This window comes from Streptomyces erythrochromogenes (assembly GCF_040684695.1).
GTDB classification, from domain to species: domain Bacteria; phylum Actinomycetota; class Actinomycetes; order Streptomycetales; family Streptomycetaceae; genus Streptomyces; species Streptomyces erythrochromogenes_C.
This window is the reverse complement of record NZ_JBFBGM010000008.1, coordinates 111320-137105: the sequence shown is the minus strand read 5'-3', so window position 1 is coordinate 137105 and position 25786 is coordinate 111320. Positions and strand designations below refer to the sequence as shown.

21 protein-coding genes and 1 tRNA gene are annotated in these 25786 nt (G+C 71.9%); 8 read left to right on the top strand and 14 right to left on the bottom strand.

The features are described from left to right. Window positions 1-41 precede the first annotated feature (41 nt). Window positions 42-791 (bottom strand): TetR/AcrR family transcriptional regulator, encoded by a 750-nt coding sequence (locus tag AB0O53_RS15180; RefSeq protein ID WP_350994420.1) that lies wholly within the window; start codon window positions 789-791, stop codon window positions 42-44. Between the two features lie 300 nt (window positions 792-1091). Here AB0O53_RS15180 and AB0O53_RS15175 point away from each other — a divergent pair, with 300 nt between their 5' ends. Beyond that, the gene (locus AB0O53_RS15175) at window positions 1092-2369 is read left to right on the top strand and encodes a M6 family metalloprotease domain-containing protein (RefSeq protein ID WP_365195887.1); all 1278 of its coding nucleotides are present in this window, start codon (window positions 1092-1094) and stop codon (window positions 2367-2369) included. A gap of 98 nt (window positions 2370-2467) precedes the next feature. Here AB0O53_RS15175 and AB0O53_RS15170 read toward each other — a convergent pair whose 3' ends face one another. After that, window positions 2468-3241, bottom strand: coding sequence for a thioesterase II family protein (locus AB0O53_RS15170; protein WP_350994424.1), 774 nt, complete (start codon window positions 3239-3241; stop codon window positions 2468-2470). Next, window positions 3238-4176, bottom strand: coding sequence for a beta-ketoacyl-ACP synthase III (locus tag AB0O53_RS15165; protein WP_365195884.1), 939 nt, complete (start codon window positions 4174-4176; stop codon window positions 3238-3240). Before AB0O53_RS15165 ends, AB0O53_RS15170 begins: the two co-directional genes overlap by 4 nt. A gap of 307 nt (window positions 4177-4483) precedes the next feature. Between AB0O53_RS15165 and AB0O53_RS15160 the strand changes: the two genes are divergently transcribed. Further along, a complete protein-coding gene (locus AB0O53_RS15160) occupies window positions 4484-6151 on the top strand; it encodes a hypothetical protein (RefSeq protein WP_365195881.1) in 1668 nt (555 codons plus the stop codon). 166 nt (window positions 6152-6317) lie between these two features. On the opposite strand, the gene AB0O53_RS15155 is transcribed toward AB0O53_RS15160, so the two are convergent. Further along, window positions 6318-7706 carry an acyltransferase family protein gene (locus tag AB0O53_RS15155; protein WP_365195879.1) on the bottom strand — a complete coding sequence of 463 codons (1389 nt, stop codon included), beginning with the start codon at window positions 7704-7706 and terminating at the stop codon, window positions 6318-6320. A gap of 159 nt (window positions 7707-7865) precedes the next feature. Here AB0O53_RS15155 and AB0O53_RS15150 point away from each other — a divergent pair. Then, window positions 7866-7938: transfer RNA gene (locus AB0O53_RS15150), tRNA-Arg, on the top strand. Window positions 7939-8167: 229 nt separating this feature from the next. Continuing rightward, window positions 8168-9028, top strand: coding sequence for a nitroreductase/quinone reductase family protein (locus AB0O53_RS15145; RefSeq protein ID WP_350994431.1), 861 nt, complete (start codon window positions 8168-8170; stop codon window positions 9026-9028). Here the strand turns inward: AB0O53_RS15145 and AB0O53_RS15140 are convergent. The 6 genes from AB0O53_RS15140 to AB0O53_RS15115 form a co-directional block, all read right to left on the bottom strand. Further along, a complete protein-coding gene (locus tag AB0O53_RS15140) occupies window positions 8931-10259 on the bottom strand; it encodes an ATP-binding protein (protein WP_350994656.1) in 1329 nt (442 codons plus the stop codon). The two genes, AB0O53_RS15145 and AB0O53_RS15140, sit on opposite strands and share 98 nt — an antisense overlap. Before the next feature lie 187 nt (window positions 10260-10446). After that, the gene (locus AB0O53_RS15135; protein ID WP_245240094.1) at window positions 10447-10650 is read right to left on the bottom strand and encodes a hypothetical protein; all 204 of its coding nucleotides are present in this window, start codon (window positions 10648-10650) and stop codon (window positions 10447-10449) included. A 94-nt stretch (window positions 10651-10744) separates the two neighbouring features. Then, window positions 10745-12634 (bottom strand): DUF8823 domain-containing protein, encoded by a 1890-nt coding sequence (locus AB0O53_RS15130; protein WP_435886653.1) that lies wholly within the window; start codon window positions 12632-12634, stop codon window positions 10745-10747. Window positions 12635-12990: 356 nt separating this feature from the next. After that, window positions 12991-15192 (bottom strand): tetratricopeptide repeat protein, encoded by a 2202-nt coding sequence (locus tag AB0O53_RS15125; RefSeq protein WP_365195875.1) that lies wholly within the window; start codon window positions 15190-15192, stop codon window positions 12991-12993. Then, complete coding sequence (locus tag AB0O53_RS15120) at window positions 15189-15605, bottom strand: hypothetical protein (protein ID WP_365195872.1); 417 nt, start codon at window positions 15603-15605, stop codon at window positions 15189-15191. The genes AB0O53_RS15125 and AB0O53_RS15120 overlap by 4 nt, the downstream gene beginning before the upstream one ends. 102 nt (window positions 15606-15707) lie before the next feature. After that, the gene (locus AB0O53_RS15115; RefSeq protein ID WP_365195869.1) at window positions 15708-18245 is read right to left on the bottom strand and encodes a D-alanyl-D-alanine carboxypeptidase; all 2538 of its coding nucleotides are present in this window, start codon (window positions 18243-18245) and stop codon (window positions 15708-15710) included. Window positions 18246-18430: 185 nt separating this feature from the next. On the opposite strand from AB0O53_RS15115, the gene AB0O53_RS15110 reads away from it, so the two are divergent. The 3 genes from AB0O53_RS15110 to AB0O53_RS15100 all read left to right on the top strand — a co-directional run bounded on the left by AB0O53_RS15110 (window position 18431) and on the right by AB0O53_RS15100 (window position 20804). After that, on the top strand, window positions 18431-19165 hold the full coding sequence (locus tag AB0O53_RS15110; RefSeq protein ID WP_365195866.1) for a GOLPH3/VPS74 family protein: 735 nt from the start codon (window positions 18431-18433) through the stop codon (window positions 19163-19165). 346 nt (window positions 19166-19511) lie between these two features. Beyond that, window positions 19512-20396: a helix-turn-helix domain-containing protein gene (locus tag AB0O53_RS15105; protein WP_350994436.1), complete on the top strand. Its 885-nt coding sequence runs from the start codon at window positions 19512-19514 to the stop codon at window positions 20394-20396. Between the two features lie 198 nt (window positions 20397-20594). Next, the gene (locus tag AB0O53_RS15100) at window positions 20595-20804 is read left to right on the top strand and encodes a DUF397 domain-containing protein (protein WP_350994438.1); all 210 of its coding nucleotides are present in this window, start codon (window positions 20595-20597) and stop codon (window positions 20802-20804) included. Between the two features lie 94 nt (window positions 20805-20898). On the opposite strand, the gene AB0O53_RS15095 is transcribed toward AB0O53_RS15100, so the two are convergent. Next, on the bottom strand, window positions 20899-21768 hold the full coding sequence (locus tag AB0O53_RS15095) for a hypothetical protein (RefSeq protein ID WP_365195862.1): 870 nt from the start codon (window positions 21766-21768) through the stop codon (window positions 20899-20901). Window positions 21769-21919: 151 nt separating this feature from the next. Here AB0O53_RS15095 and AB0O53_RS15090 point away from each other — a divergent pair, with 151 nt between their 5' ends. After that, on the top strand, window positions 21920-23224 hold the full coding sequence (locus tag AB0O53_RS15090; protein WP_365195859.1) for an aminotransferase-like domain-containing protein: 1305 nt from the start codon (window positions 21920-21922) through the stop codon (window positions 23222-23224). Here the strand turns inward: AB0O53_RS15090 and AB0O53_RS15085 are convergent. The 3 genes from AB0O53_RS15085 to AB0O53_RS15075 all read right to left on the bottom strand — a co-directional run bounded on the left by AB0O53_RS15085 (window position 23202) and on the right by AB0O53_RS15075 (window position 25579). Continuing rightward, complete coding sequence (locus AB0O53_RS15085; RefSeq protein ID WP_403138527.1) at window positions 23202-23753, bottom strand: hypothetical protein; 552 nt, start codon at window positions 23751-23753, stop codon at window positions 23202-23204. The genes AB0O53_RS15090 and AB0O53_RS15085 overlap by 23 nt on opposite strands. A gap of 89 nt (window positions 23754-23842) precedes the next feature. Then, the gene (locus AB0O53_RS15080) at window positions 23843-24091 is read right to left on the bottom strand and encodes an amphi-Trp domain-containing protein (protein WP_350994441.1); all 249 of its coding nucleotides are present in this window, start codon (window positions 24089-24091) and stop codon (window positions 23843-23845) included. A gap of 162 nt (window positions 24092-24253) precedes the next feature. Then, window positions 24254-25579 carry a diacylglycerol/lipid kinase family protein gene (locus tag AB0O53_RS15075; protein WP_365195856.1) on the bottom strand — a complete coding sequence of 442 codons (1326 nt, stop codon included), beginning with the start codon at window positions 25577-25579 and terminating at the stop codon, window positions 24254-24256. Window positions 25580-25786 lie beyond the last annotated feature (207 nt).

Below are 25786 nucleotides of genomic sequence, written 5' to 3'. Positions count from 1 at the left end.
CGGAATGACTGAAAAAGGCTAGTTCGTAAGCTTTGGTGGTGTCACATGGTTTTCGGTGCGGGCTTCAGCGTCAGGTCCGCCAACGTGGCCGCGGAGCCGGGGAGTTCGGAGCGGGCCGGGGTCCTCAGCCCGTCCAGGAAGAGCTGGAGGTGACGGTGGGCGAAGCGGTCGGTGTCGAAGCAGGCGGTGCCCGGGAGGGGGCGGCTGAGCTGGGAGAGGGCGACCATCAGGTCGCCGACGCCGATGTCCGCACGGACCAGCCCGGCCTCCTGGCCGGCGGCCAGCAGGGTCTCGACGGCTTCCGCCAAGGCGGTGCGCGCCGCGAGGAGTTCGGGGTGGTCGCGGTCGAAGCCGTCGGCGAGCATCGGGCACAGGGCGCCGATCCGCTCGTCGGCGGCAGCGTGCGTGAACCGGCACAGCGCGGCGAAGGCGTCGGGCTCCTCGGCCAGCGAGGCCTCGGCCGAGGCCGTGACCCGCTCGGTCGTGAAGAGCACGACGTGGTGGACGAGGGTGTCGCGGTCGGGGAAGTGCCGGTAGAGGGTGGCGTTGCCGATGCCCGCCCGGCGGGCCACCTCGTCGAAGGGGGCCGCCGAACCGAACTCGACGAAGGCCTCGCGGGCCGCCGCCAGGATCCGCTCGCGGTTGCGGACGGCGTCGGCGCGCGGGCGCGGTACGGCGCCGCCCCCGCCGGAAGCGCCGGGCCGGCCGCCCTTCGCGGCCACCGCACCCTCGGCCTCCGCCCCCGCCGGGACGTACGGGGCTGCCGCGACGGTCGTGGTGGGGCGCTTCATTCCGGGGCCTCCCTGGGGCGGTGACGGGCTGGAGTGGTTCGGGACGTTCGGGACGTTCGGGACGTTCGGGCCGGCTCGCCGAAACGGGGAGCCGCTCCCCGCTTGGCGGGACTCACGTACAAACGGGGAACCGATCCCCGGTTATTTCACTCCCCCGTGTGAGCCGGGTCACGCCGGCGAGGGTCGCCCGTCACCGTTTGGCCTCTCCCGACGCGCGGGCGCGGCGCGCCCGGCGGAGGGTGAATCGCACAGGGCGCAGACCGGACAGGGCCGGCTGCCGCGGACCCGAAGGCGATCTCCATGACGCAGACCCGCCGCCGGATACGCAGACCACGCCTCACCGGCGCGTACATCGCACTGACCGCGCTGGCGATCGGCGTCACGGCGACGGCGAGCACGGGAATATCCGGCCGCGGCCGGTCCGCCGCCGGACCGGTGGCCACGACCGTCGAATCGGCGCTCGCGCCGTGCCGGATCGCCGGGACGATGGGCGTGCAGATGTCCGAGGGCATGCCGACCCCGCCCGGGTACTCGCGCTCGACGGGAGAGGTCCGGGCGCTGAACCTGATGATCGACTTCCCGGACGCCAAGGGCGAGGGAACGGCCCTGGACCGGATGGCGGAGTTCTTCCCCCAGACCTCCGACTGGTTCCGTACCAGTTCCTACGGCCGGCTGGCCTACCGGGCCGAGGCCCCGATAAGGACCTGGCTGCGGATGCCGATGCCCTTCGCGGCGTACGGGATCGAGCGCGGGTCCTCGTACGAGCCGGGCTACCGGCAGCTCGTCGAGCACATCGCGAAGGCCGCCGACTCCGAGGTGGACTTCAGCCGGTACGACCTGATCAACATCCTGGTCACGCCGAACGCCGGGCCGTCCGCCCTGGACACCGTCCTGTCGGTGACCTTCTCGGGCAACGGCGAGGCGCCGATGGCCGACGGGGTGCCGCTGTCCAACACGTCCTTCGTCTACAGCCGGCAGGACGACGGCTCGGGGACCTACCGGGAGACCGGCTACCGGGTGCTCCCGCACGAGAACGGGCACGTCTTCGGGCTGCCCGACCTCTACACCTCCGACGGCGGGAACACCGTCGGGCACTGGGACATCATGAGTGAGGACTGGGGTGCCAACAACGACCTGATGGGCTGGCACAAGTGGAAGCTGGGCTGGCTGGACAGCACGCAGATCTCCTGCGCGTCGAAGTCCGGCACCAGCGACCACATCCTGACCCCGCTGGCGGTGGAGGGCGGCATGAAGCTGGCCTTCGTCCCGCTGTCGGAGAGCGTCGGCTACGCCGTGGAGGTGCGGACGCGGGCCGGCAACGACGAGGCGGTGTGCAGGCCGGGCGTCCTCATCTACAAGGTGGACTCGGACGTCGACACCGGGCACGGGCCGGTGACCGTGTCGGACAGCTCGAACGCGAGCGGCGGCTGCACCCGCCGGCCCAACGTGCACGCCGAGCTGTCGGACGCGCCGTTCCGGCCGGGCGAGACCTTCACCGACGAGAAGGCCGGCATCAGCATCTCGGTGGTGGGCGAACTGCGCGACGGCAGCTACCAGGTCCGCATCATCCGCCCGTAGCTTCCGGGGCCGGGGCCGGGCCTGCTCCGGCCCGGCCCCGGCCCTGCGCCGGCTCCTTCACCCGCCCGGGCGGGTGAAGGAGCCGGCGCAGGCGCAGGTCAGTGCGCCAGTGCCTCGCGCAGGACGTCCACGACCGCCCCGCGGTGTGCGTCGGCGAGGAGGAAGAAGTGGTCGCCGTCGAAGCGGCGGACCCGGCAGGGCCCGGTCGTGTGGTCGGCCCAGCCGTCCAGCGGTTCGTGCGGGACCAGCGGATCGGCCGTCCCCCCGATGACGTGGAGGGGCACGTCGAGCCGTACGTCCTCGAACCCGACGGCGGCCTCGCGGCTGAGGTCGATGTCGGCGCGCAGGACGCGCGTGACGTGGGCGAGCATCTCCGGGTCCTGCATGACCCATTCCGGGGTGCCGCCGCCTTCCTTCAGCAGCCGTACGGCGTCCTCCTCGCTGCTGGTGGCGTGGGCGCGGCGCCGCGTCCGGCCGGGCACCTGCCCGCTGACGACGGCGGCCCGGCAGTGCGGGCCGAGGAGCTGCGCGGTGCGGGCGGCGAGGAGCGCCCCGAGGCTGTGGCCGAAGACCACGGTGGGCAGCGGGTCCCGGCCGAGCACCTCGTCGGTGACGGAGTCCAGGACCTCGTCGAGGCGGCAGCCGGGGGTCTCGCCGAAACGGCGCTCCCTGCCGGGCAGGGAGAGCCCGAGCACCTCGACGTCGTCGGCCAGCGGTTCGACCAGGGGGAAGAGGGTGTTGGGGCCGGCGCCGGAGTGCGGGAACACCAGCAGGCGCAGCCTGGGCGCGGCGGTCGGCCGGAGCCGCAGCTCCGGCCACCAGAGGGCGGTGGAAGAGGACTTCATCGTGGTCACGTCGTCCGTCCCGGTCACGGGCAGTGGATGATCTGGCCGGCGTAGGACAGGCCGCCGCCGAAGGCGAAGAGCAGCACGGGCGCCCCCTTCTCGATCTCGCCGCGCTCGATGAGCTTGGAGAGCGCGAGCGGGATGCTGGCGGCCGAGGTGTTGCCGGAGTCCACGACGTCCTTGGCGACGACGGCGTTGACCGCGCCGATCTTGCGGGCCAGCGGCTCGATGATCCGCAGGTTGGCCTGGTGCAGGACGACCCCGCCCAGGTCCTCCGGCTTGACCCCGGCCCGCTCGCACACCTCGAGCGCGACCTTCGGCAGGGCGGTGGTGGCCCAGCGGTACACCGACTGGCCCTCCTGGGAGAAGGTGTGGGTCGGCGCCTCGATGCGCACGGCGTGGCCCATCTCGGGTACGGACCCCCACACGACCGGGCTGATCCGGGACTCCTCGGAGGCGACCACGACGGCCGCTCCGGCCCCGTCGCCGATGAGGACGCAGGTGGTGCGGTCGGTCCAGTCGGCGAAGTCGGTCAGCTTCTCCACACCGATGACGAGGGCCTTCGTGGCGGAGCCGGTGCGGATGCTCTGGTCCGCCAGGGCCATCGCGTGCGGGAATCCGGAGCAGGCGGTGTTCACGTCGATCGCGGCCGGAGCCTTGGCGCCGACGGCCGCGGCGACGCGGGCGGCCATGTTGGGAGAGCGGTCCTGCGCGGTGCAGGTGGCCACGATGACGAAATCTATGTCCTCGCCGGTCAGTCCCGCGTTGGCGAGGGCGTTCGCGGCGGCCTTCGCCGCCATGTCCGACACCGACTCGTCCTCGGCGGCCACCCGGCGGGTCTTGATCCCGACCCGGCTCTGGATCCACTCGTCGCTGGTTTCGACCATCTGCTCCAGATCGGCGTTGGTCAGCACCTTCGCCGGCTGGTAGTGCCCGAAGGCTAGGACGCGGGACCCGACCATCAGTGTTTCTCCTCGCTCCGTGGACCCTGACCCGGATCCGGGTCGGCCGGTGGTCAGCCTATGCAGCGGGCCGACCGCGCTCCTATGACTTTCGGGGATCGCACCCACAGAACTCGATCAGAACCCGATCAGAACTCGATCACATTCGGTGCAACCACCACGCACGCCCCGTCGTCCCCATCGACAGGATGTTCGCGCGTTTCGTAAATGCGTTGGTTTCGACCGACCTGTACGCATACCCTGAGGCCGCGTCATTTTCTGAACTGGTTCAATAACAAAGGGGGGACCGGTGCAGCGTCACCGCGTCATGATTTCGGCTGCCGTCGTAGCGGCAGCCATCGGCTTCGTACCGACCGCGGCCCAGGCCGCAGACCAGCCCGCACAGCGCCAGGGGAACGCTGTCGCGGCCAAGGATTCCGCCAAGGCGGCCGCGGCGAAGGCCGCCGTCTTCCACAGCCCGGCGGAGCGTACGGTCCGCACGTCCGGATCCGCGTCCGCGCCCGCGTCCGCGTCCGCGTCCGGCAAGGCGGCCGGCCCGCAGGCCGCGGGGGCGGCCAAGGGCAACGCCGGGCTCGCCGTGGACCTGCGCGCCTCGGCCACCTCGGCGCACGGCTTCAGCCTGGCGTCCCAGATCACCACCGCCGCCGGCGCTCCCGTCAAGGTCGACATCGACTGGGGCGACGGCAGGACCGACACCGAGCACGTCACCTCGGCGAAGCTGCTGACCTCGAAGCACACCTTCGCCGAGCTGGGCAAGCACAAGGTCACGGTCACCCTGACCGACCAGGACAACAACGTGACGGCCACCAACAGCGTGGAAGTCCAGTCGCTCGGCTCGAAGTTCACCCCGCACGCACCGACCCGGCTGCTCGACACCCGGTCCGGCATCGGCGGCAGCAACCGCGCCGTCACCCCGTACGGCGTGGCCCGCGTGAAGGTCGGCGGCAACAGCGGCATCCCGGCCGACGCGACCGCCGTGGCGCTCAACGTCACCGCCGTGAACCCGCGCTCCACCGGCCACATCACGGCCTACCCGTCGGGCACGGCGCAGCCGACCACCTCGAACGTCAACTTCGTCGCGGGCCAGACCGTGCCGAACATGACGATCGTGCAGGTCGGCGCGGACGGCTACGTGGAGCTCGTCAACCGCAGCTACGGCGACGTGGACCTGGTCGCGGACGTCACCGGCTACTTCAGCCGCTCCGCCGGCGCGGGCGGCTACACCTCGCTGGACCCGTTCCGCATCGCCGACAGCCGTGCGGGCCAGGGCACGTGGGGCCAGGTCGCCGGGCAGAGCACGTTCTCGCTCCAGGTCGCCGGCAACGGCGCGATCCCGGCGAGCGGCGTCACCGCGGTGGCCCTCAACGTCACCGCCACGGCTCCCCGCGGCGCGGGACACCTGACGGTGTTCCCGACCGGCCAGGAGGCTCCGAACACGTCGAACGTGAACTTCAAGGCCAACCAGACCATCGCGAACTCGGTGATCGTCCCGGTGGGCCCCGACGGCAGGATCAACGTCCGCAACGGCGCCTGGGACCCGGCCGACGTCATCGTGGACGTCGTCGGCTACTACAGCCCCGGCAGCAAGGCCTCCTACATCCCGACGGAGCCCACGCGCCTGCACGACTCGCGCAAGTACGACTTCCCGGTCCAGGGTCAGGACTTCCGCTGGCTGCCGCTGTCGGACGGCGACCCGACGGTCACGGCGTTCGTCCTGAACACCACGGTCACCGACACCCAGGGCAGCGGGCACCTCACCGTCGCCCCGGACCCGTACACCTGGGCCCAGCGCGAGAACGGGGCGCCCAACCCGACCCCGCCGAACTCCTCCAACCTGAACTGGACGAAGGGCGACACCGTCCCGAACCTGGTCCAGGCGAGCACCGGCACGACCGGCGTCATCGACTTCTGGAACCGCGGCTGGGACCAGACGCACCTCGTGGTCGACATGTTCGGCTTCTACGACAAGAGCTGATCCGCGCGACCCGGCCCGGCCGTGACACCGGCCGGGCCGGGCCACGCCAGGCCTCATGACCGTGCCCCGGGAGCAGCCTCATCACTGGCTGCCCCCGGGGCACGGTCCGTTCGTCCGGTCCCGTTCGTTCGGTCCGGTCCCGTTCGTTCAGTCGGGTCCCGTTCGTTCAGTCCCGCCGGGGTCCGGAGAGCGCGGGCTCCGACGCGGAGTCGGAAGCCGACTCGGACGCGGCGGTGGCCGCGGGCGGGGTGGCGGCCTTCGGCGGGTCCGCCGGGCGGCGGCGGTCCACCGCCTTCTGCACGCGCCGGCCCAGCTGCTGCATCGGCATCTCGACCAGGCGGTACATCAGGTGGCTGACGACCACCACGACGCCGAGGAAGATCGCCGTCCAGGCGATCCGGCCGAGCGTCGAGGACGGCTGCGGCGGAATGCCCAGCAGCGGTTCGATGGTGCGCAGCAGCGGGATGTGCAGCAGGTACACGGAGAAGCTGATCGCGCCGAGCCAGGTCAGCACCTTCGGGAAGCGGCGTGCCCGCAGGAGGAAGCCGACGCCGAAGAGCACCCATGCCGCGAGGTAGGCGACCGACCAGGCCTTCCAGCCGGAGGACCAGGTCAGGTCGAGGACCTTGCCGTGGTTGTAGAGCCGGCCGACCAGTACGCCCGCGACGATGACGAACCCGCAGGCGAGCAGGGCCGGGACGCGGCCGAGCTGCCCGTGCTGCGCCCGGTAGACGACCGTACCGGCGAACATCGTCGCGAAGATCATCCACGTCTCGAAGGCGGGCGCCCGGCTGTTGAGCGTGACCAGGACCAGCCCGATGCCGCCGAGCAGCATGGCGCCCACACCGGTCAGCCTGCGGTTGCCGCTGAGCACGCCGGCGAGGCCCAGGAGCACGATCGGCGTCACGATCAGCAGGAGCTTGCGCGTCGAGCCGAGCTCCGCGTTCAGGAGCTGGGTGCCGACGGCCGTACCGGCCAGCAGCGCCACGCCGGCCATGCCGATGGCGATCGGCCCGCTGTGGCGGTGCAGACCGCGGGTGAACAGGGCGGTGACGAGGAAGTAGAAGACCATCTCGTAGCAGAGCGTCCAGGTGACGTTCATACCGTTGATCACGCCGAGCAGGTCCTGGAGCATCAGGCCGTTCGCCGCCAGCGAGGCCAGGTCGTCCCCGGTGCGCAGCAGCGCGATCGAGCCGTCCCCGGCCGGCAGCATCAGCATCGACAGGACGAACGCGGCGATGAGGGCCGGGTAGATCCGGAAGATCCGGCCGATCCAGAACGCGCGGACGTCGCCCCGCCGCTCCAGCGAGGCGGGGATGATGTAGCCGCTGACGATGAAGAAGAGCATGACGCCAAAGAGGCCCATGTCGAAGTTCCGCCAGACCGCGCCCCCGAAGGGCAGCATCCGCAGCACGTCGAAGTGGTGGAGAGCCACGATCAGTGCGGCGATGCCGCGCAGCGCGTCCAGCCAGCCGAGCCGGGCACCCGGCGCGGCTGCCCGTGGCACATCGGACGCGTCGGACGTCCGCCGGGTGAGTTTGGGTATGAGCTTCACCGCAGGGACGATATCCGACGCCCGCCGCCCAACCACCGCCCCCGGGGCCGACCGCAGGTCACGGGCGCCGGTCGAGCCACACGGGAATCGGGGCGACCACGGGCAAGCTGATCCGCTAGGCTGTCAGCGGTCACGAGGCGGTCTCCGCCGAGGCCCCGCGCCTTCGTAGCTCAGGGGATAGAGCACGGCTCTCCTAAAGCCGGTGTCGCAGGTTCGAATCCTGCCGAGGGCACAGACGAGGACCCCCGCCGAAAATCGGCCGGGGTCCTCTTCGCGTTGTGGTTGTATGGCGTCCGTGTCGCGTGACGCCGCTCACTGAGATGTGGGCCGGGCGGTGGTTGGGCAGGCACCCGCTTGTGCAGGACCGGGCCCATGGGCACATACGCCACCGGCTACGGGTGATCTCCCCGGTTGTAACGCTGCCGTCGCACGCATACACACCGTGAGGAAATCCACACTCCGTGTCATCTTTCAACCAGAACGTCATCGAAGAGTTCCGGGCCAACGCCGGCAAGGTCGGCGGGCCCTTCGAAGGGGCCGAGCTGCTCCTTCTCACCACCACGGGCGCCAGGTCCGGGAAGCCGCACACCGTCCCCCTCGGGTTCCTGCGCGACGGCGGCACGCCGCTCGTCGTCGCGTCCGCCGCCGGGGCCGACCGGCATCCCGCCTGGTACCACAACCTCCTCGCACGCCCCCTCGTCCAGGTCGAGACCGGGACCGAGGAGTACGAGGCCGTCGCCGTGCCCGCCGCCGGCGCGCGGCGCGACGAGCTGTTCGCGCAGGTCGTCCGCGCGGAGCCCGGCTACGGGGAGTACCAGGGGCGCACCGCGCGGGTGATCCCCGTCGTGGCCCTGCAGCGCACGCACGAGGTCCCGGACGGGGAGGACGGGATCGCCGGGAAGCTGCTCTCCGTGCACGGCTGGCTGCGGGCGCAGCTGGCCCGCGTACGGGAGCTGGCGGCGGACCGCGTACGGGAGGGCGGGGCGGCTCCGCTCGGGCTGCAACTGCGGCAGCACTGCCTGGCGTTCTGCCACACCCTGGAGTTCCACCACCGCAGCGAGGACGCGGGGCTCTTCCCGTACCTGGAGCAACAGCATCCGCACATGCGGGAGTTCTTCCGCCGCGTCGGCGAGGAGCACGCCGTCATCGCGCGGCTCCAGGAGGAGCTGGTACGGGCCCTGGACGCGCCCGGCGGCGGCGCCGGCGACGGTCCCGGCGAGGGGTTCAGCGACCGCGTCGAGCGCATGAGCCGGGAGCTGGAGTCCCATCTCGACCGGGAAGAGGCTCAGTTGCTGCCGGTGCTGCGGGCGCTGGAAGGGTGATCCGGGCCTCGGCGCCGCCCTCCGCCCGGTTGCGGAAGGCGAGGGTGGCGCCGAGGACCCGCGCCTGGCCGACGGCGATCGTCAGGCCCAGCCCGTGGCCCTTGCTCGTGCCCTCCGTACGGAAGCGCTGCGGGCCGGTCGTGACGAGGTACGCCGGATAGCCGGGCCCCGCGTCGGTCACGGTCACCGTCGGGCCGTCCACCGTGACCGTGACCGGGGCGGCGCCGTGGCTGTGCGCGTTGGCCACGAGGTTGCCCAGGATCCGCTCCAGGCGGCGCCGGTCCGTCTCCACCCTCGGGGAGGCGAGTACCGTCAGGGCCGTCTCGGTGCCGGACGCGCGGATCGTACGGGCCGCCAGGTCCGCGAGGTCGTGCGAGTCCAGCTCCACGCGTTCGCTGCGGGTGTCCAGGCGGGAGATCTCCAGCAGGTCCTCGGTCAGCGAGCGCATCGCCTGCACCCGGTCCCGTACGAGTTCGGCCGGGCGGCCCGGCGGCAGCAGCTCGGCGGCCGCGTTCAGGCCGGTCAGCGGGGTGCGGAGCTCGTGGGCGACGTCCGCGGTGAAGCGCTGCTCCGCCTCCAGCTTGCGCTGGAGCGAGGAGGCCATGGTGTCCAGGGCGCGGGAGACCGCCGCCACCTCGTCCTTGGTGCGGGCCTTGTCGCCGACCCGGGCGTCCAGGTCGCCGGCGCTGATCCGGCGGGCCACCTGCGCGGTCACGTGCAGGCGCCGGGTGATCCGCGTGACGCCGAGCGCGCCGATGAGGAGGGTGACGGCGATGGCCAGGCCCGAGGAGCCGAGGATGGCGCGGTCGAGGTTGGCGATGGTCCGCTCGGCCGCCCGGAAGTCCACGGACACGGCGATCGCGGTGCCGTCCTCGGCGGGCGCGGCCGCCCACATCACCGGGCGCCCGCGGTACCGGCCGACCGCCGTGCCGCGCTTGCCGTCGAGGGCCAGGGCGTGCAGCTCCGGCGGCAGGCCCGAGGGGTCGATGCCCTCGCCGCGGGGCAGGCGCGCACCGGTCTCGTACCCCTGGACGGTCCGCTCCAGTTTGACGAGCGCCTTCTCGCGCGCCGTGCCGACGGTCTGGCGGGTCATGGCGCCGTGCACGAGGCAGCCGAGCAGTGCGGCGAGCCCGCAGCACATGAGGGTGATGAAGACCGTGGCCTTCCAGGTCAGGGTCGAGGTCCAGGCGGGCAGCCGCAGGCTCGGCCGCAGCCGCGCTCTGCGCTGCATCTCGTTCATGGTCTGGTCACGTTAATGCGCCCGCCGGGGCGGGGATGCGGCGGGATCCGGCCGGATCCCGCGAGATCCGGCCATATCGCAGCCGCATCGCACGCCGGGGCGCTCGAAGCCCTCCCGGCCGGGGCCGGAAGGGCTGCGCCATCACGGATGCGCCGCCCCCTCAGGGGTCGGCTCAGGGTCAGCTCAGGCCACTGCTGCGTTCGCCGATGCGGTCGCCCTGCGGAGTGCCGGCCCGCTTGAGCGCGGCCTTCGTGTGCAGTCCGCCCTTGACCTTGGTCCGCACGGGACCGTCGAAGCCGTGACCCGGGGGGCGCGGCGGCTGCGAGGCCTCCTGCGCCTTTGCGATGGCCGCCCGGACGTCCCGCTTCTGCTCTTTGTTCATCCCGTCGTCAACTCCCTCAGGAAGCACCCAATCGGACTACTGGGATCGTATGCATATATACGGAGCAACGCACCCGGACCGGAACGTAAAGAAATCAGGGGATCGAGCCGGTGGCCGGAGCCGGACGCTCCGGAGTCCCCAGGGTCGCCTGCACGACCTCCTCCGGGCAGGGCGTGCCCCGCGGCAGCTGGTACTTCGCCGCGACCCGGTACTCCCCCGGCGCCGGCACCAGCAGCTCCGTCCACACGTCGCCCTCGCCGTCCGGGAGCGCCTTGAACAGGCACCCGGCGGTGTTCGCGAACTCCTTCGGCGCGGCCCCCCGGGCCTTCGACTCCGCCGTCTCCTGCGGCGGCGGCACCGGCTTGCCCGCCGCGTCCACCAGTCCCAGCCACGGCGAGTGCGGGATCCGCACCAGCACCCGGCCGGCCTGCTTCGCGTCGATGACCAGCTGGTCGGCGCCCGCCCGCACCACGCTCGCCGGCCCCGTGACCAGGTTCGTCGGCGCGTCGACCTTGAAGAGCCGCCAGTTCGCGTCGCCCCACACCTGCTGGAGGTACGGCAGGCCCGCGCGCACCAGCTTCGCCTCGTCCTCGCCGCCCGAGTCGGGTTTGTCGGCCGGCAGCACCACGTAGTGCACGGCCCAGCGCTCCAGCCAGGCCCGGTAGCTGTCGGCGGTGAGGGTGTCGTCGTAGAAGAGCGGGTTGCGCTCCAGGTCGGCCTGCCGGTTCCAGCCGCGCGCGAGGTTCACGTACGAGGGGAAGGCGGAGGACTCCCGGTGGCTGCTGACGGGGACCACCTCGACCCGGCCGCGGTCGGCGCCCGCCTTCTGCAGCTGGTCCACCAGCGGGGCCAGCTCCCGGTTCCAGGCGGCGACCGGGGTGGTGCGCACGATGTCCGTGACGCTGTTGGTGGTGATCCAGGCGTTCAGGCCGACGAACGCGAGCAGCACCCCGTACCAGCGCCGCGAGCGCGGGACCTCGTACGGGAGGGCCGCGAGCAGCACCGCACCGCCGAACAGCATCACCATCCTGGTGACGTTCGAGCCGACCTGGGAGTCGATCACCCAGGTCAGGAAGACCCCGAGGGCGTAGACGGCGGAGGCGATCCGGACCGTCTTCCAGCGGCGCGGTACGAGGAAGAAGATGAGCAGCCCGAACAGGAACGGCAGCCCGGCCGAACCGATCTTCATCGGCTGGGTACCGGAGAACGGGAAGAGCCAGGCGGACAGCCCGACCACGGCCACCGGGGCCAGCCCGAGCGCGTACGCACCCGGGCGCCGCCCGCTCAGGAACAGCGCGGCCGCGATCACCCCGAGGAAGAGGCCCGCGACGGGACTGGCGGCGGTCGCGATCCCGGCCAGCGGGGCCGCCACCGCGGCCTTGGCCCAGCGCCGCCGCGCCCACTTGCGCGGCCAGCAGAAGACCGCCGCGACCGCGCCGAGGGCGAACATGGCACCCAGCCCGAAGGTGACCCGGCCCGAGAGCGCGTTGCAGAACAGCCCGTACGCCCCGGCCAGGGCGGGCCACACCGGCTCGCGCACGGCCCCGCGGCAGCGGGTCAGGATCAGGGCGAGCAGCCCGGCCGAGACGGTGCCCGCGATCATCATCGTGGTGCGCACGCCGAGCATGTGCATGAGGTACGGAGAGACCACGCTGTACGAGACGGGGTGCATGCCCCCGTACCAGGCGAGGTTGTACGCCGAGTCGGGATGGCGGCCCACGAACTCGGCCCAGGCGTCCTGCGCGGCGAGGTCGCCGCCGCTGTTGGCGAAGCTGAAGAACCAGACGACGTGCAGCACGGCGGCGAGCAGGGTGGCGACGACCACGGGGTGCCGGCGCAGCGGATCGAGGGCGCGCGTGCGCCGCCGGGGCCGCTCGTGCGGCCCCGGCCCCGGCTGCGGCGGCACGGCGGCACGGCCCGGGGCGCCGCCGTCCGCCGACGGGACGGCTGCCCTGGGCCTGCCCTGCTGCTCAGCGGTGGTCACTGCCGCATCTCCCCAACATGGATCCCCACCGGCACGCGTCTGGCGTCCCGGGTCCCTAGGTCGTGTCCGGTCGGCGGGACCGAGCGGACACTCGCTAGACGCGCACCGGCGCCCCGGGGTTGCCCGGGGCGCCGGATCACCACTGGGCCGCACGCCGGACAGCCCTGTCCGAGGGCGTTGCGCACGCCGGGCCACCGCACCGGGCCGCACCGGACCGGCGCGCCGAGTCGACCGTATCTCTTTGCCCTGGCCGCCACAGCTCACGGGGGCCCCGGCACGTTCGAGCGCGACGCGTCACGACGGCAAGCCGTATTCCGTCCGGTCCCCCGCCACAGGAAGCAGCGGGGAACCCGGCGTCACGACTCTTCTGCTCCGAGCCAGCTCGCGAGCTCTTCCCGGTGGCCGACATTGAAGGGGTGATCCGGGCCGAGCACCCGCTCTCTCACTTCGATCAACTGTCGCATCAGTGAGATCGCCTCGTCGGTCATGCCCAGTGCGTGAACGATCCGGACGACGTTGTAATGGGCGGAGAGCGTCATGGGGTGGTCGACGCCCTGAACCCGTGCCCGGTCGGCCCATGCTCTCCGCGCCAGCGGCTCGGCCTCCGCGTGGCGGCCCAAGACCTCGAGTCCGGCGCTGTGGAGATGTCGCGCGTAGAGAGTGGTGAGATGGTCGGGCGGCAAGAGCCGTTCGCAATCGGCGACGACCTCGGGTGCCTCTCTGTCGTACTCGTCTTCCTTGCCCAGCTGGGCAAGCATCTCCAGCAGGAACGTGCGGCTCAGAAGCGTCTCGGGAGAGTCCTCCCCGAGTACAAGGCGCTGCCCCGCGACCGTACGGCGAATGTAGTACTCCGATTCCTCGTCCCGGTCGAGGAGGTCCAGTGGTTGGTGGAGCCCGAAGCAGCTGCGCAAGGTATCAGGATGATCCGGGCCGAGTACGCGCTCACGGCTGGCGAGTACCCGCCGGTGCAGAGACTCGGACTCGGCGTACTTGGCCGTGCGGAACAACCCTCGCGCCATGACGTCCAGGACATCGAGGACCACCGGATGCTCCGCCCCGAGGAGACCAGCGGCTCTCTCGGCGGCCGCCTCGGACATGGCGAGCGAACCTGCCCAGTCGCCCGCTTCGTGGAGTTGCCGAAGGAGGCGAGCCAGCAGCCCGGCCGTGGTTTCGGAGGGCGCGCGATGCAGCAAGGCGACCGCGTGTGGAGCGAGGATCGCGAGAACCTCGCGTGATTCAGACTGGGGAATGTCTTCGTCCGGCAAAGCGGCACGGAGCAGCGCGGCGGCCCCCTCGGCCAACGCTGCACGCGCGGAGTCCGGCATGCCTGCTGCGATGCTGTCGAGGAGTACACCGTGGGCGCGAACGCAACGCAAGTCCGCCACCTGGACCATCTCTGCAAGCGAGTGGTCCAGCAGGCCGCGCAGGGCGGGCTCGAGTCCGTCCGCAGCCAGCGGCGGTTCCACGCCGGCCAGCACGACCTGTCCGCGGGCCAACGGCATCAGAAGCGTCAGCGGGACCGGATCTGCAGCCCAGAACGACAGGAGGCGCAGCAGCGTGGTGGCCTCGGGCAGGCCCTGTGCGGTCAGCGCGTCGAGAGAAAGCTGCCAGGTACGTCCGACGAGCTGACGAGACGACGTGCTCCCGGAGTTCCTGGCACCCCGATCGATCAGGGTCGTGGACTCCTCGGTCAGCTTGCGTGCGTAGTCGTCCATGGACCAGGACTCCAAAAGTTGATGGGCCAGGTGGGAGCCGGCCAGGGTGAGGGCGAGGGGCAGACAGCCGAGACGCTCCGCGACCTTCCGTGCCGCTTGCTTGTCACCCGCTTCCGGCGCCAGGTCGCACAGCACCTGCGCTGCGTCATCCAAGGGCAGCACGTCGAGGTGATGTCGGCTGATGCCCGGCCCCGTCCACAGTGATGCGGTCGCGTGCCGGGTGGTGACCACAACGGTGCCCCGCGCACTGGCGCGCAACCATCCCCCCTGCTCCAGGATGTCGGGGTCATCGGCGTTGTCGAGAACGAGCAACCATGGCTCGTCGGACTGGTCGAGATAGCGCCACGTCAAGTCGGCGGAGGCATACTGGCCCGCGGCCGCAGCCGCCAACTGGCCGGGGCCCGCACCGCGATCACCGGCAACGGCGAGCATCCCGGCCCGCAGGGAGACGTATTCGGAAGCATTCACCCAAAACGCCGCACGTCCGTATTCCCGAACAGCGTGCGTGAAGAGCGTGTAGGCAACCGCCGTCTTCCCGTTACCGCCCATGCCGTGGACGACGTGGATGCCATGGCCCGGTCCTGCGACAGCGCTACGCAGCAGGTCCATCAACTCCGTGCGGTCCCGGAGCACGCCCGGCGGACGGCCGACCAGGGGGACCCGGACCGAGTGCGGGGCCGCGGACGACTGGGCCGATTGCTGGGAGCGTACCGGCAGAGACCCAAATGGGTCGTTCTGCGCGGCGTAGTGGTAGTGGTGCTCCTGAATGTGCTGATCGCCGGCGGCCTGGAAGATGCGCCCCTGGTCCGTCGCCCGTCCCTGAAACCCTCCGGCCTGCGTCATCGCTCGGAAATGTGTTGATCGCGTCCGGCCTGATACACGCGACCGCTGCCGGACACATGCGCGTTCAGCGTGACTGCGGCCGGATCAACTGTCGGAATCCGGGGGGCCAGCTCGTCGAGAATGGCGCGTAGTTCAACGGCAACATCCGGCTGGGCCGTGAGCAGCCGCCGAACGCGGACCTGCCATTCGGCAACCAACTCGGCTTCGGAATCGCCGTCGCCTTGCTCACGCGCGGCCAGGAGTTCCTGCCGCGTCGCATCGAAGTCTTCCCCGACGGCATCGGCGCGGTCCGGCTGGAATCGCTGCCAGAGCGAGACCACGCCGTCCCGCGCCGCTTCCCACGTATGGGTCGCCATCAGCGTCACCATCGTCGTTCCCGCGACTCTGGCAAGTTCGGTGATCTGCGGATCCACGCGGCCCTCCCCCGGCTCAGCTAGTGCTCGATCCTAGCCAGCCGGGGCATGCACACCAACGGTTTCCGCAGCTCTCGCCAACGCGTGCGGGCCGAACCCGGCCTAGCCGATGCGCGTCAGCTTGCTGCCGATGCCCGGCGAGGCCAGGTCGCTCTTCAGTGCCACCGGTACCTTGACCTGGCTGGCGCCCTCGCCGACGGTCAGCACGCCGACCTCGGTGCCGGCCGTCGCGGTCTGCGGCATCGCGCCACCGCCGTCCGCGAGCTTCACGGTCACGGTCAGGGACGCCCACCCGATCGCCTGCACGTCGGCGGTGGCGACGACCGGCGTCCGGCCGCCGAGTCCGTCGTCGACGTAGCCCACGACGTCGCCCTTCTTCACGACGGTCGCGCCGTCGAGGGCCTTCTGGGTGCCGACCATCAGCTGCTTGCTCGCGGCGAGCACGGTGTCGATGATCGACGGCTTGTGCTGGCCGAGGACGGCTCCGACGATCAGCTGGTTGGTGTTGCCGATCTTCTTCTGCGCGGCGAAGAGGAGGTTTCCGCCCGCCTTCGTCGTCGTACCGGTCTTGATGCCGAGCGCACCGCTGGGTCCGGTCAGGCCGTTCCAGTTGCGCCAGCTCTTGCCGGACGGGTCGATCCAGTTCGGCTTCTTCGTGATGTCGAGGAGCGTCTCGATCTCGACCAGCTTCAGGCCCAGCTTGACCTGGTCCTCGGCGGTGCTGACCGTCGTCGCGTCCAGACCCGAGGGGTCCGTGTACGTGGTGTTGGTCATGCCGAGTTCCTTGGCGGTGTCGTTCATCTTCTTGACGAACGCCTCCTGGGAGCCCGCGTCCCAGCGCGCGAGCAGCCGCGCGATGTTGTTGGCCGACGGGATCATGAGTGCGGCGATCGCGTCGTACTCGGAGATCTTGTCGCCCTCCTTGACCGTGTCGAGGGTGGACTCGTTGTTGACGGAGTCGTTCTTCTTGCCCTCGGTCTCGGCCGTCTTGTCGACGTCGATCATCGCGCCCTGCTCACCCTTCTTTATGGGGTGGTCGCGCAGGATGATGTAGGCCGTCATCGACTTGGTGACGCTCGCGATCGGCACCGGCTTCTGCTCGCCGGACTGGCCGAGCGTGCCGAGGCCGGCGGCCGCCATGTACGCCTGCCCCTCGCTGGGCCAGGGCAGCTGCGGCATCGCGCCCTCGAAGGTGTACGAGGACTTCGCGGTCATCACGAGCTTCGGCTCGGGCAGCGGGCGGACCAGCTGCACGATGGCGAGGATGATGCCCAGGAGCACGACGAGCGGCGCGTAGATCTTGAACCGGCGGACGGCGGTGCGCAGCGGGCTCGGCGGCGGGGGCGGGTTGTTCGTGAGGTCCGCCAGCATGTCGAGCGGCGGCTTGGGCGGCAGCGGCTGCTGGGTGGTCCGCTCGCTCCGGTCGCCGCGGTCCAGGCGCTCGGTGGTGGTCGAGGCGGAGGCCGGGGCCTTGGCCGACGGGGTCGGCGGGGTCGGCGGGGTCGGCCGGACCGGGGGCTTCGTCTCCGTCGTGACGTCACCGTCGGTGCGCAGCGGCACGAAGGTGCTGGCCTTGGGGGCCGCGGGGGCCTTGGGGGCCGGTGCGTCCGGCTTCGGGGCGCGGAAGACGGCGGTGCGCTCGCTGTCCTCGGCCGGTGCGGGGGCCGAAGCGGAAGGAGAAGCGGAGCCCGGCTTCACGGCAGCGGGCTTCGACTTCTGCCCGGCGTCGGACTTGACCGCGTCCACCTTCGGCACCCGGAACACGGCGGTGCGCTCGCTGTCCGCGGCCCCGGATCCCGAAGCCGACGGCTTCCCGTCCTCGGGCTTCGCCGCGGCCGGCTTCACCGCACGGAACACAGCCGTACGCTCGCTGTCCGCCGGCTCACCGGCCGGAGCCGACGGCTTCGACGGCTGGGCCACCGCAGGCTTCGCCTCGCCGGAAGCGGAAGCGGCACCGGCCTCGGGCGACGGCTTGTCCGCGCCCGTGGAGCCGGGCTTCGCATCCGCCGGCTTCGCCGCGGCCGGCTTCACCGCACGGAACACGGCCGTACGCTCGCTGTCCGCCGGCTCACCGGCCGGAGCCGGCGGCTTCGCCTCGCCAGGGGCAGCAGCACCCTTGACCGACGGCCCGTCCTCCCCGGCGGAGCCGGGCTCGGCCGCACGGACCGCGGCCGTGCGCTCGCCGCCCGCCGGCTCGGACTTCGAGGTGGCGGCAACGGCAGCGGGGGGCTCCGCCTCGTCGGCCGGAGCGGAACCGGAGCCGGAAGCGGAAGCGGAATCCGTGTCCGCGTCGGCATCGCCCTGGTCCTCCGCCGTCGTGGCGACCCAGGCCGCCACGGCCTCGCGCAGCGCATCCCGCCCGCCGGCCTCGGCATCCGCGTCGGCATCCCGCCCGCCGGCGCCGGCCTCCGCATCGGCATCCCGCCCGCCGGCGCCGGCCTCCGCATCGGCCTCAGCCTCAGCCTCAGCCTCGGCCTCGACGTCGGCCTCGGGACCGCTTTCGCCCGCACGGGCGACCCCGGCGGCGTCCTCGGATTCCCTCGGCCGGAACACCGACAGCCTCGGGTCGCGCTCCGCGGACGACTCCGCCGCCCCCGGCGTTTCTTCATCTACCGACTTGTCGGGGGACTCGCCCGCCACCGCTCCTCCTCATCGCCGCCACGTTCGGCTGTCCGAATGTCTAACAGTGTCCCGTCTCGGGAGCATCGCCCCCGTGCCAGACGAGAACGACATAGCTGCGGGTTCCCCCACAAAGCGGCCACGCGCTCTCGACAGATGAATGTGAGAGGCGTCACCCTGTCACTCATCCACGCGGGGAGGCATGGATGGGCAGGAGCCGCAGAACAATTCCGGAGGAGCTTCTGCTGCTCGCCTTGGACCCGGCCACGGGTACCACGGCGCAGCCGCAGTCGCTCGACCTCGGCCTGGCCGGGGCACAGCTAGTGGAGCTGGCTCTGGCAGGACGGATAGCCCCTGATGGGGATCGTATCGCCGTGGTGATGCCACGGCCGACAGGAGATCCGACTCTGGACTCCGCACTGGAACTGCTGCGCAGGCGCGGCAGCCCGGTACGGGCCGTCCACTGGATCGGCGGACCCCGGCTGGGGCTTCGTCAGATTTACCTCGCGCACCTGGAGCGCTGCGGCATGGTCCATGCCGTCGCGGGACAGATGTGCGGAGTGTTGCCGACGACTCGCTACCAGGCGACGGACACGGAGATCAGCCGGGAGATCCGAGCCCGGCTCGACAGTGCGATCCGCACCGGCGTACCGCCGGACCCGCGGACCGCGGCGCTCGCCGCGCTGGCCCACGCGGTCGGACTCGGCAAGCACCTGTACCCCGGCAATGAGGGGCGCTCGTCCAGGTCCCGGCTGCGGGACCTGATCAGGCACGACCCGATGGGCGGACTCGTGGCGCACGCCGTGATGGACGTCCAGAACGGTGTGGCCGCGCAGCCACGCCGGGACCGTGCGCCGGCACCGCAGGCCCGGCCCGCCGCGGGCGGTGTCGCGATGCAGCCGCGCCGCACGGGTGCGATGGCACGCGTGGCCGCGCACTGATCCACACCGATCCACACCGATCCACCCAGTTCGACCCGGTTCGACCCAGTTCCACAGTTGCGCGGGTCACCGGTTCCACCGTTCCCCAGCTCCACCACCGCACCGCCAAGCACCACCAAGCACCACCAAGCAACGCCACCGCCGGGACCGGCATCCGTGAGGATCCGGTCCGGGAGCCGCCAGCGCGCGGGGTGGCGGAGCCGGTCCGCCGGCTCCGCCACCCCGCGCGTCTGTGTTTTTTCCCTGCCGTTCCCCAGCGGCGCCGCCCGCTTCGGTGGCAGTCTGCTGAACATCAGACACGCAGAGAGACAGCTGCACGACAGAAGAAGGCGGAGGTGCCGTTCACGTGGCGTCCAATGTCAATCCCACCGTCCGACGCCGCCGACTGGGAATGGAGCTGCGCAAGCTCCGCGAGGACAAGGGCATGACGGCCGAACAGGTCGCCGAACGCCTCCTCGTCTCCCAGTCGAAGATCAGCCGGCTGGAGAACGGCCGCCGTTCCATCAGCCAGCGCGACGTCCGCGACCTGTGCGACGTGTACGAGGTCGAGGACCGCCGGCTCATCGACTCCCTCATGCAGATGGCGAAGGACTCCCGCCAGCAGGGCTGGTGGCACGCCTTCGGCGACATCCCGTACAGCGTCTACATCGGGCTGGAGACCGACGCCGCCAGCCTGCGCACGTACGAGCCCCTGGTGATCCCGGGCCTCCTGCAGACCACCGAGTACGCGCAGGCCCTCGTCCGCGGCGCGTGGCCGGAGACCGCCCCCGCCGACGTGGACAAGCGCGTCCAGGTCCGCATGCACCGCCAGAAGCGGCTCTCCGAGACGGAGAACAACAACCCGGACCTCGGTCCGCTGCGCCTGTGGGCGGTCATCGACGAGGCGGCGCTGCGCCGGCACGTGGGCGACGCCCGACTGATGATCCGGCAGCTCGAGTACTTGATAGAGCAGTCGGAGCAGCCGCACGTCACCGTGCAGGTGATGCCCTTCGAGCTGGGCGCGCACCCCGGCGTGAACGGCCAGTACGCGATCCTGGAGTTCCCGGACGCGTCCGACTCGACGGTCGTCTACATCGAGGGCGTCACCAGCGACCTGTACCTGGAGAAGGCCAACGACGTCCAGAAGTACAGCGTGATGTACGAGCACCTGCGCGCCCAGGCCCTCGGCGTCGACAAGACACGGGAGTTCATCTCGCAGATCATCAACGAATATGCCGACAAGGGTGAGTAGTCCTGTGACTCAGGGGGCGGGCGGGCAAAGGGTCGGCACCGTACACCGTCACTCCCCGGCCACAGAAGGCTTGAATGGAATATGCCACTCGGTCGGGTGAATGCTTCCTTCACCCGTCAGGAGCTGCGGGTAGCGTCGATCAGGTCAGCCGGAAATGGCCGACAACACACCCGAACTACTCGCTCACCGGAGAGAAACATGGCTATTCGCCAGGGCGCCAACGACAACTGGGTCAAGTCCTCCTACTCCGCCAACGGCGCCTGCGTCGAGGTCAAGTCCCCCGTCATGGAGGCGATCGCCGTACGCGACTCCAAGGTGCAGGACGGCCCGTCCCTCACCTTCGCGCCCGGTTCGTGGACCTCCTTCGTCGCCGACGTCACCGAAGGCCGGCTGGGACGCCTCGTCTGAAGGTCACGACGCGTCCCGACCGTCCCGCCACCACCGCCTGGAGCCCTCTCGACCGGTCCGCCGTCTTGGCCGAGGGGGCTCGGCCATGCCCGCGTCAGCGCAGCTGGTCGACGTACCGGTCCGTTCCCGGCACCGTCGGGATGAACGGAGCCACGAGCTCCACCCGCCCCAGGCCCGCCTCCGCGACCTCCGCGTCCAGCCCCTGGAAGCGGTGCCAGCAGGTCCGGGGGTCCTCCTCCAGGAACCACAGCAGCGTGAGGCGCGTGTCGACCCCCTCCACCTGCTTGACGTACGTCATCCGGTCACCGGGCAGCGGCGTCGGCCGGAAGACGGTCACCATCGCCGCCGGAGAGCCGTGCAGCCGCTTCGGCAGGGCGCGCGAGCGCAGCCACTCCAGCAACTCGGCCCGCTGCTCCGGGCCGTCGGCGTCGACCACCTGCACCACCAGCCCCGCGTACGGGTGGTCGAGCGCGTGGTGGTCCCGCGGGCCGGCGGCACCGTCGCGGTAGACGGTGGCCGCGTGGTCCTGGAAGGCCGTGAAGACGTGGGTCCGGTCCTGGTAGACGCGACCGTCGCGGTTCAGCCGCTTGTTGATGCCGACCGTCCACTTCATGTGCTCGTCGTAGCGGCCCGCGGTGACCCAGTACGTCGATATGTAGCAGCCGGCCGTGACCGGCTGGGCGACGGCCGACTTCTCCGGGTAGCGCAGCTCCTGGAGTTCACGGGTGGCCACCCAGCGGCGGCCCGCGTACATCCACGGCATGGCCATGGCGCCGGCGTAGTAGTGGTCGTCCTCGTACCAGCGGTTGTAGGCGTACTCGTGGCCCGGGTGCGGCTCCACCATGGTGATCAGGGCGTGGCCGGGGCGGACGCCGTAGGGGCCGACCGCCGCCAGCGCGGCGTAGTCGTCGACGCGGGTGTCCTGCTGCGGGTCCTGCTGCGGGTCCTGCTCTCCTGTCGTCATGGGAACGGTCTAGCTGATGTGGCGTCAGATCGGGAGGGGGTGGGCGGAGTCGGGGACGGCCGAGCAGTCCGCGTCCGCCCCCTGATACATACATGCCATCTACACGTTCCTGTGGCTACGATGCGCGCACCCGTTTCCCGGAGGAGCTCCCGTGCCCGCTGTCCCCGCCGTCTCCGCCGTCTCCGCCGTCGTCGCCGGAACTGCCGGCACCGCCGCCACCGGAACCGCCGCCACCACCGCCCCGCCCGCGTTCGCCGCCCGCGCCGCATCGGTCGAGGGCTCCCCCGTGCGCGAGATCCTCGCGCTCACCCAGCGGCCCGGGATCATCTCCTTCGCGGGCGGACTCCCCGCCCCCGAGCTCTTCGACACCGAGGGCCTGCGCGCCGCGTACGACGCCGCCTTCGCGCTGTCCGCGCGCCGCGCGCTCCAGTACTCGACCACCGAGGGCGCGCCGGAGCTCCGCGCGGCCGTCGCGGCGCGGGCCTCGGCGCGCGGGCTGCCGACCGGCGCGGACGACGTACTCGTCACCTCCGGCTCCCAGCAGGCCCTCACCCTCGTCGCCTCCGCCCTGATCGAGCCGGGCGACGTGGTACTGGTCGAGAACCCCACCTACCTCGCCGCGCTCCAGTGCTTCGCGCTGGCGGGGGCGCGGGTGGTGCCCGTGCCCTGCGACGAGGCGGGCATCCTGCCGGACGCGCTCGCGGAACTCGTCGCGCGGGAGCGGCCCAAGCTGCTCTACACGATCCCCACCTTCCAGAACCCGACGGGCCGCACCCTGCCGGCCTCCCGCCGGGCCGCGGTCGCGGAGGTCGCGGCCCGGCTCGGCCTGTGGCTGGTGGAGGACGACCCGTACGGGGACCTGCGCTACGAGGGCCGGGACGTCCCGTGGCTCGCCGCCCACCCGGGCGCGGAGGACCGTACGGCCCTGATCGGCAGCTTCTCGAAGATCATGGCTCCGGGGCTGCGCCTGGGCTGGCTGCGCGCTCCGGCGGCGCTCCTGCGCGCCGCGACGGTCGCCAAGCAGGCGGCGGACCTGCACACCTCCACGGTGGACCAGCTGGCCGCGGCGCACTACCTCGCGACGGCCGACCTGGACGCGCACATAGGCGGCGTGCGCGCCGCGTACCGGGAGCGGCGCGACGCCCTGCAGAGCGCCCTGAGCCGGACCCTGTCGGCGGACTGCGACTGGAACCTGCCCGAGGGCGGGATGTTCGTGTGGGCCAGGCTCCCGGAGGACCACGACGCGACGGCCCTGCTGAGGACGGCCGTGGCGCACGGCGTCGCCTTCGTGCCCGGAGCCCCCTTCCACGCGGCCGCGCCGGACCCGCGCACGCTGCGCCTGTCCTTCACGACGCACACCCCGGGGGAGATCGCCGAGGGGGTCGGCCGCCTCGGGGCGGCCCTGGCGGAGTACGGGGCGACACCGCGGGCGGTCAGTGCGCCAGCCCGACCTTGAGCAGCACGATGAGCAGCCCGAGGAAGAGGTTGATGACACCGGCGAACACCATCAGGCGGCGCGAGGCCCCGGCGCGCCGGGCGGCCACGGTCGCCCAGCCGACCTGCCCGGCCAGGGCCACCAGGAGCGCCAGCCAGGCGATGCCCTGCGGCCCCAGATTGAACAGCGGGCTGATCGCGGCGGCGAGGGCGGGCGGGACGGCCGCCTCGATGATCGGGCGCTCCTGCCGGGAGACGCGGCGGATCGCGCTCCAGCTGAGCCTGCCCACGAGGAGGCGGGCCCCGAAGAGGCGGGCGAAGACGTGCGCGGCCCAGAACACCACACCGGTGCCCAGCAGCAGGGCGATGAGCTGCAGCCGCGGGAAGGAGCCGAGGGTTCCGGCGCCGACGACGACGGAGGCGGCGAGCAGGGAGCCGTAGACGGCGCCGGTGTAGTCGCCGCGGGCCTCCTCCGGGTCCGGCTCGGCGGCCGCCTCCGCGGCGGCTGCGGCGGCGGACGCGGCGGCGGCCTCCGGATCGGACTCGGGCACGGGCTCGGGCGCTGGCCCAGGCGCGGGCGCGGGCTGGGATGCGCGCCCCGCGGCCGTCCCCGGGGTCTTGCCGGGTCCGTCCGGGGCCACTACGACGGGGCCCCGGACCGCGTCGCGGTGGGCCACTTGAGCTCGATCTCCATCTCGATCTGCCCGTCGCCGACCTCGACCTCGATCTCGGTGCTCAGTTCGTCGGGGACCCGCAGGCTCATCGTCCCCGGGCCCAGTTCCAGTTCGGCGTTGCCGCCGTGCCGCAGCGCCTCCGCGAGCGCGGCGAGCTGATCGGCGGCCTCAAGGCGTGAAAGGGAACTCTTCTGTTCGAACTTGAGGTCCTTCACGGCTGTCTCCTATCCGCACACGACCAGCGGGAACAGCGGGGGCACCGGGTGGCACCGGGTCGAACCGGACGGCACCGGGCGCGCCCCGGGCACAGGCTCATTGTGACGCCGCCCCGCAGGTCGGGCATCCCGGGGAAGCGCGCCCCCGCCCTCGCGGCCCCCTCACCGCAGCCGGTTGAAGGCCAGCGCGAGGACGTCGCGCCACTCCATGGGCGGGCCGGCCACCGGGGCGCCGGGGCGCTCCCTCGGTACGCGGACGCGCAGGGCGCCCGGGCGGACGGAGCAGGTGACGGGCGTGGGCAGGGTCAGGGCCTCCCCGTCGACGGCCACCGGGATGCTCTCCGCCTCCGACGCGATGACGACCTGCCGTGAGGTCAGGATCTGCAGGCCGGCCGCCCGCGCCCCCCGCAGGGCGACGTCGGCCGCCTGGGCGGCGTTGTTCACCCGGATCCCGACCACGCCCAGCACACCGAGGTCGAGGCGGGCCCGGCGGGCGCCCACGGCCGCCGGTTCGGGGGACGAGTAGGGGTTGTTGCTGATCAGCAGCGCCTGCTGGCCCTCCAGGCGCGTCCGGTCGGTCGTCGCTTCGAGGGTGCGGCCGACGTAGCCGAGCAGCAGGTCGGGCAGTGCGTTCAGCGCGGAGTCGGCCTTGGCGTCCCGGTACTCCGGGCGCTGCACGACCTCCGCGTAGACGCCGAAGGAGGCCGTGTTCACGAAGGCGCGGCCGCCGACGAAGCCCAGGTCGATCCGGAGCTCCTCGCCGTCGGCGAGGGCGTCCAGGCACCGGGCGGGGTCCTCGCGGTCCAGGCCGAGGTCCATGGCGAAGTGGTTCCGGGTCCCCGCGGAGATCACCAGGAACGGCAGGCCGTGCTCGGCGGCCACCTCGGCCACCCGGGCCTGGGTGCCGTCGCCGCCGGCCACCCCGAGCAGGTCCGCCCCCTCGGCGACCGCCCGGCGGGCGAGGGCGGCGACGTCCGTCGCGACCCCGGTGTCCAGGAGCACCACGCGGGCACCGAGCGCCTCGGCCTTCTCGACGAGGCCGAAGCGGCCGACCTTCCCGCCGCCGGACTTCGGGTTCATGATCAGCACCGGGTGCCGGGGGCGGTCGGCGGCGACCGCCCGCATGGCGGCGGACGGCCGCGCCGCGCGCAGCGCCGTCCGGGCGCACACCACGGCGGCCGCCCAGAGCACGATGGCGGCCAGCGCGGTGGGCCACAGGTCGGCGCGGGCGTAGATGACGAGGATGGCCAGCGGCGCGGCCACGGCGAGCACGGTCCCGGCCAGCCGGATCCAGCCGCGGTGGGCGAGGATCCACCAGGTGCCCACGGCGGTGAGCGCCGCGCCGGCCATCCCGACCACGACGACGATCAGCCCGGCACCCTCGCCGGACGCCACCAGCACCACCACCGCGCCCAGCACGCACAACAGCGCCAGCAGTGCGAACAGCCGGGCGCGCGGCGGCGCGCCGGCAGGGTGCGAGAGCGACATGGTCCTCACGTCCTCCGACCGGGTCCCGGCACCGCGGATCGTCCCCGCCGGGATGCGTTCCCATCCGATCATCCCCCGAACACCCCCCACCGTCGACGCGGACAGCCCCGACCCTGCACATTGCTTTTGCAACGACACCCCGGGAACCCTCACCAGCACTCAAACCCCATGCACCTGGCTCAATATGTGCGCTACCGAACAGTGAAG

What these genes read in the sequence shown, in the direction of transcription:
- AB0O53_RS15180 (WP_350994420.1), bottom strand. Translation starts at nt 791, where the DNA reads ATGAAGCGCCCCACCACGACCGTCGCGGCAGCCCCGTACGTCCCGGCG.
- AB0O53_RS15175 (WP_365195887.1), top strand. Translation starts at nt 1,092, where the DNA reads ATGACGCAGACCCGCCGCCGGATACGCAGACCACGCCTCACCGGCGCG.
- AB0O53_RS15165 (WP_365195884.1), bottom strand. Translation starts at nt 4,176, where the DNA reads ATGGTCGGGTCCCGCGTCCTAGCCTTCGGGCACTACCAGCCGGCGAAG.
- AB0O53_RS15160 (WP_365195881.1), top strand. Translation starts at nt 4,484, where the DNA reads ATGATTTCGGCTGCCGTCGTAGCGGCAGCCATCGGCTTCGTACCGACC.
- AB0O53_RS15140 (WP_350994656.1), bottom strand. Translation starts at nt 10,259, where the DNA reads ATGCAGCGCAGAGCGCGGCTGCGGCCGAGCCTGCGGCTGCCCGCCTGG.
- AB0O53_RS15135 (WP_245240094.1), bottom strand. Translation starts at nt 10,650, where the DNA reads ATGAACAAAGAGCAGAAGCGGGACGTCCGGGCGGCCATCGCAAAGGCG.
- AB0O53_RS15125 (WP_365195875.1), bottom strand. Translation starts at nt 15,192, where the DNA reads ATGACGCAGGCCGGAGGGTTTCAGGGACGGGCGACGGACCAGGGGCGC.
- AB0O53_RS15110 (WP_365195866.1), top strand. Translation starts at nt 18,431, where the DNA reads ATGGGCAGGAGCCGCAGAACAATTCCGGAGGAGCTTCTGCTGCTCGCC.
- AB0O53_RS15100 (WP_350994438.1), top strand. Translation starts at nt 20,595, where the DNA reads ATGGCTATTCGCCAGGGCGCCAACGACAACTGGGTCAAGTCCTCCTAC.
- AB0O53_RS15095 (WP_365195862.1), bottom strand. Translation starts at nt 21,768, where the DNA reads ATGACGACAGGAGAGCAGGACCCGCAGCAGGACCCGCAGCAGGACACC.
- AB0O53_RS15075 (WP_365195856.1), bottom strand. Translation starts at nt 25,579, where the DNA reads ATGTCGCTCTCGCACCCTGCCGGCGCGCCGCCGCGCGCCCGGCTGTTC.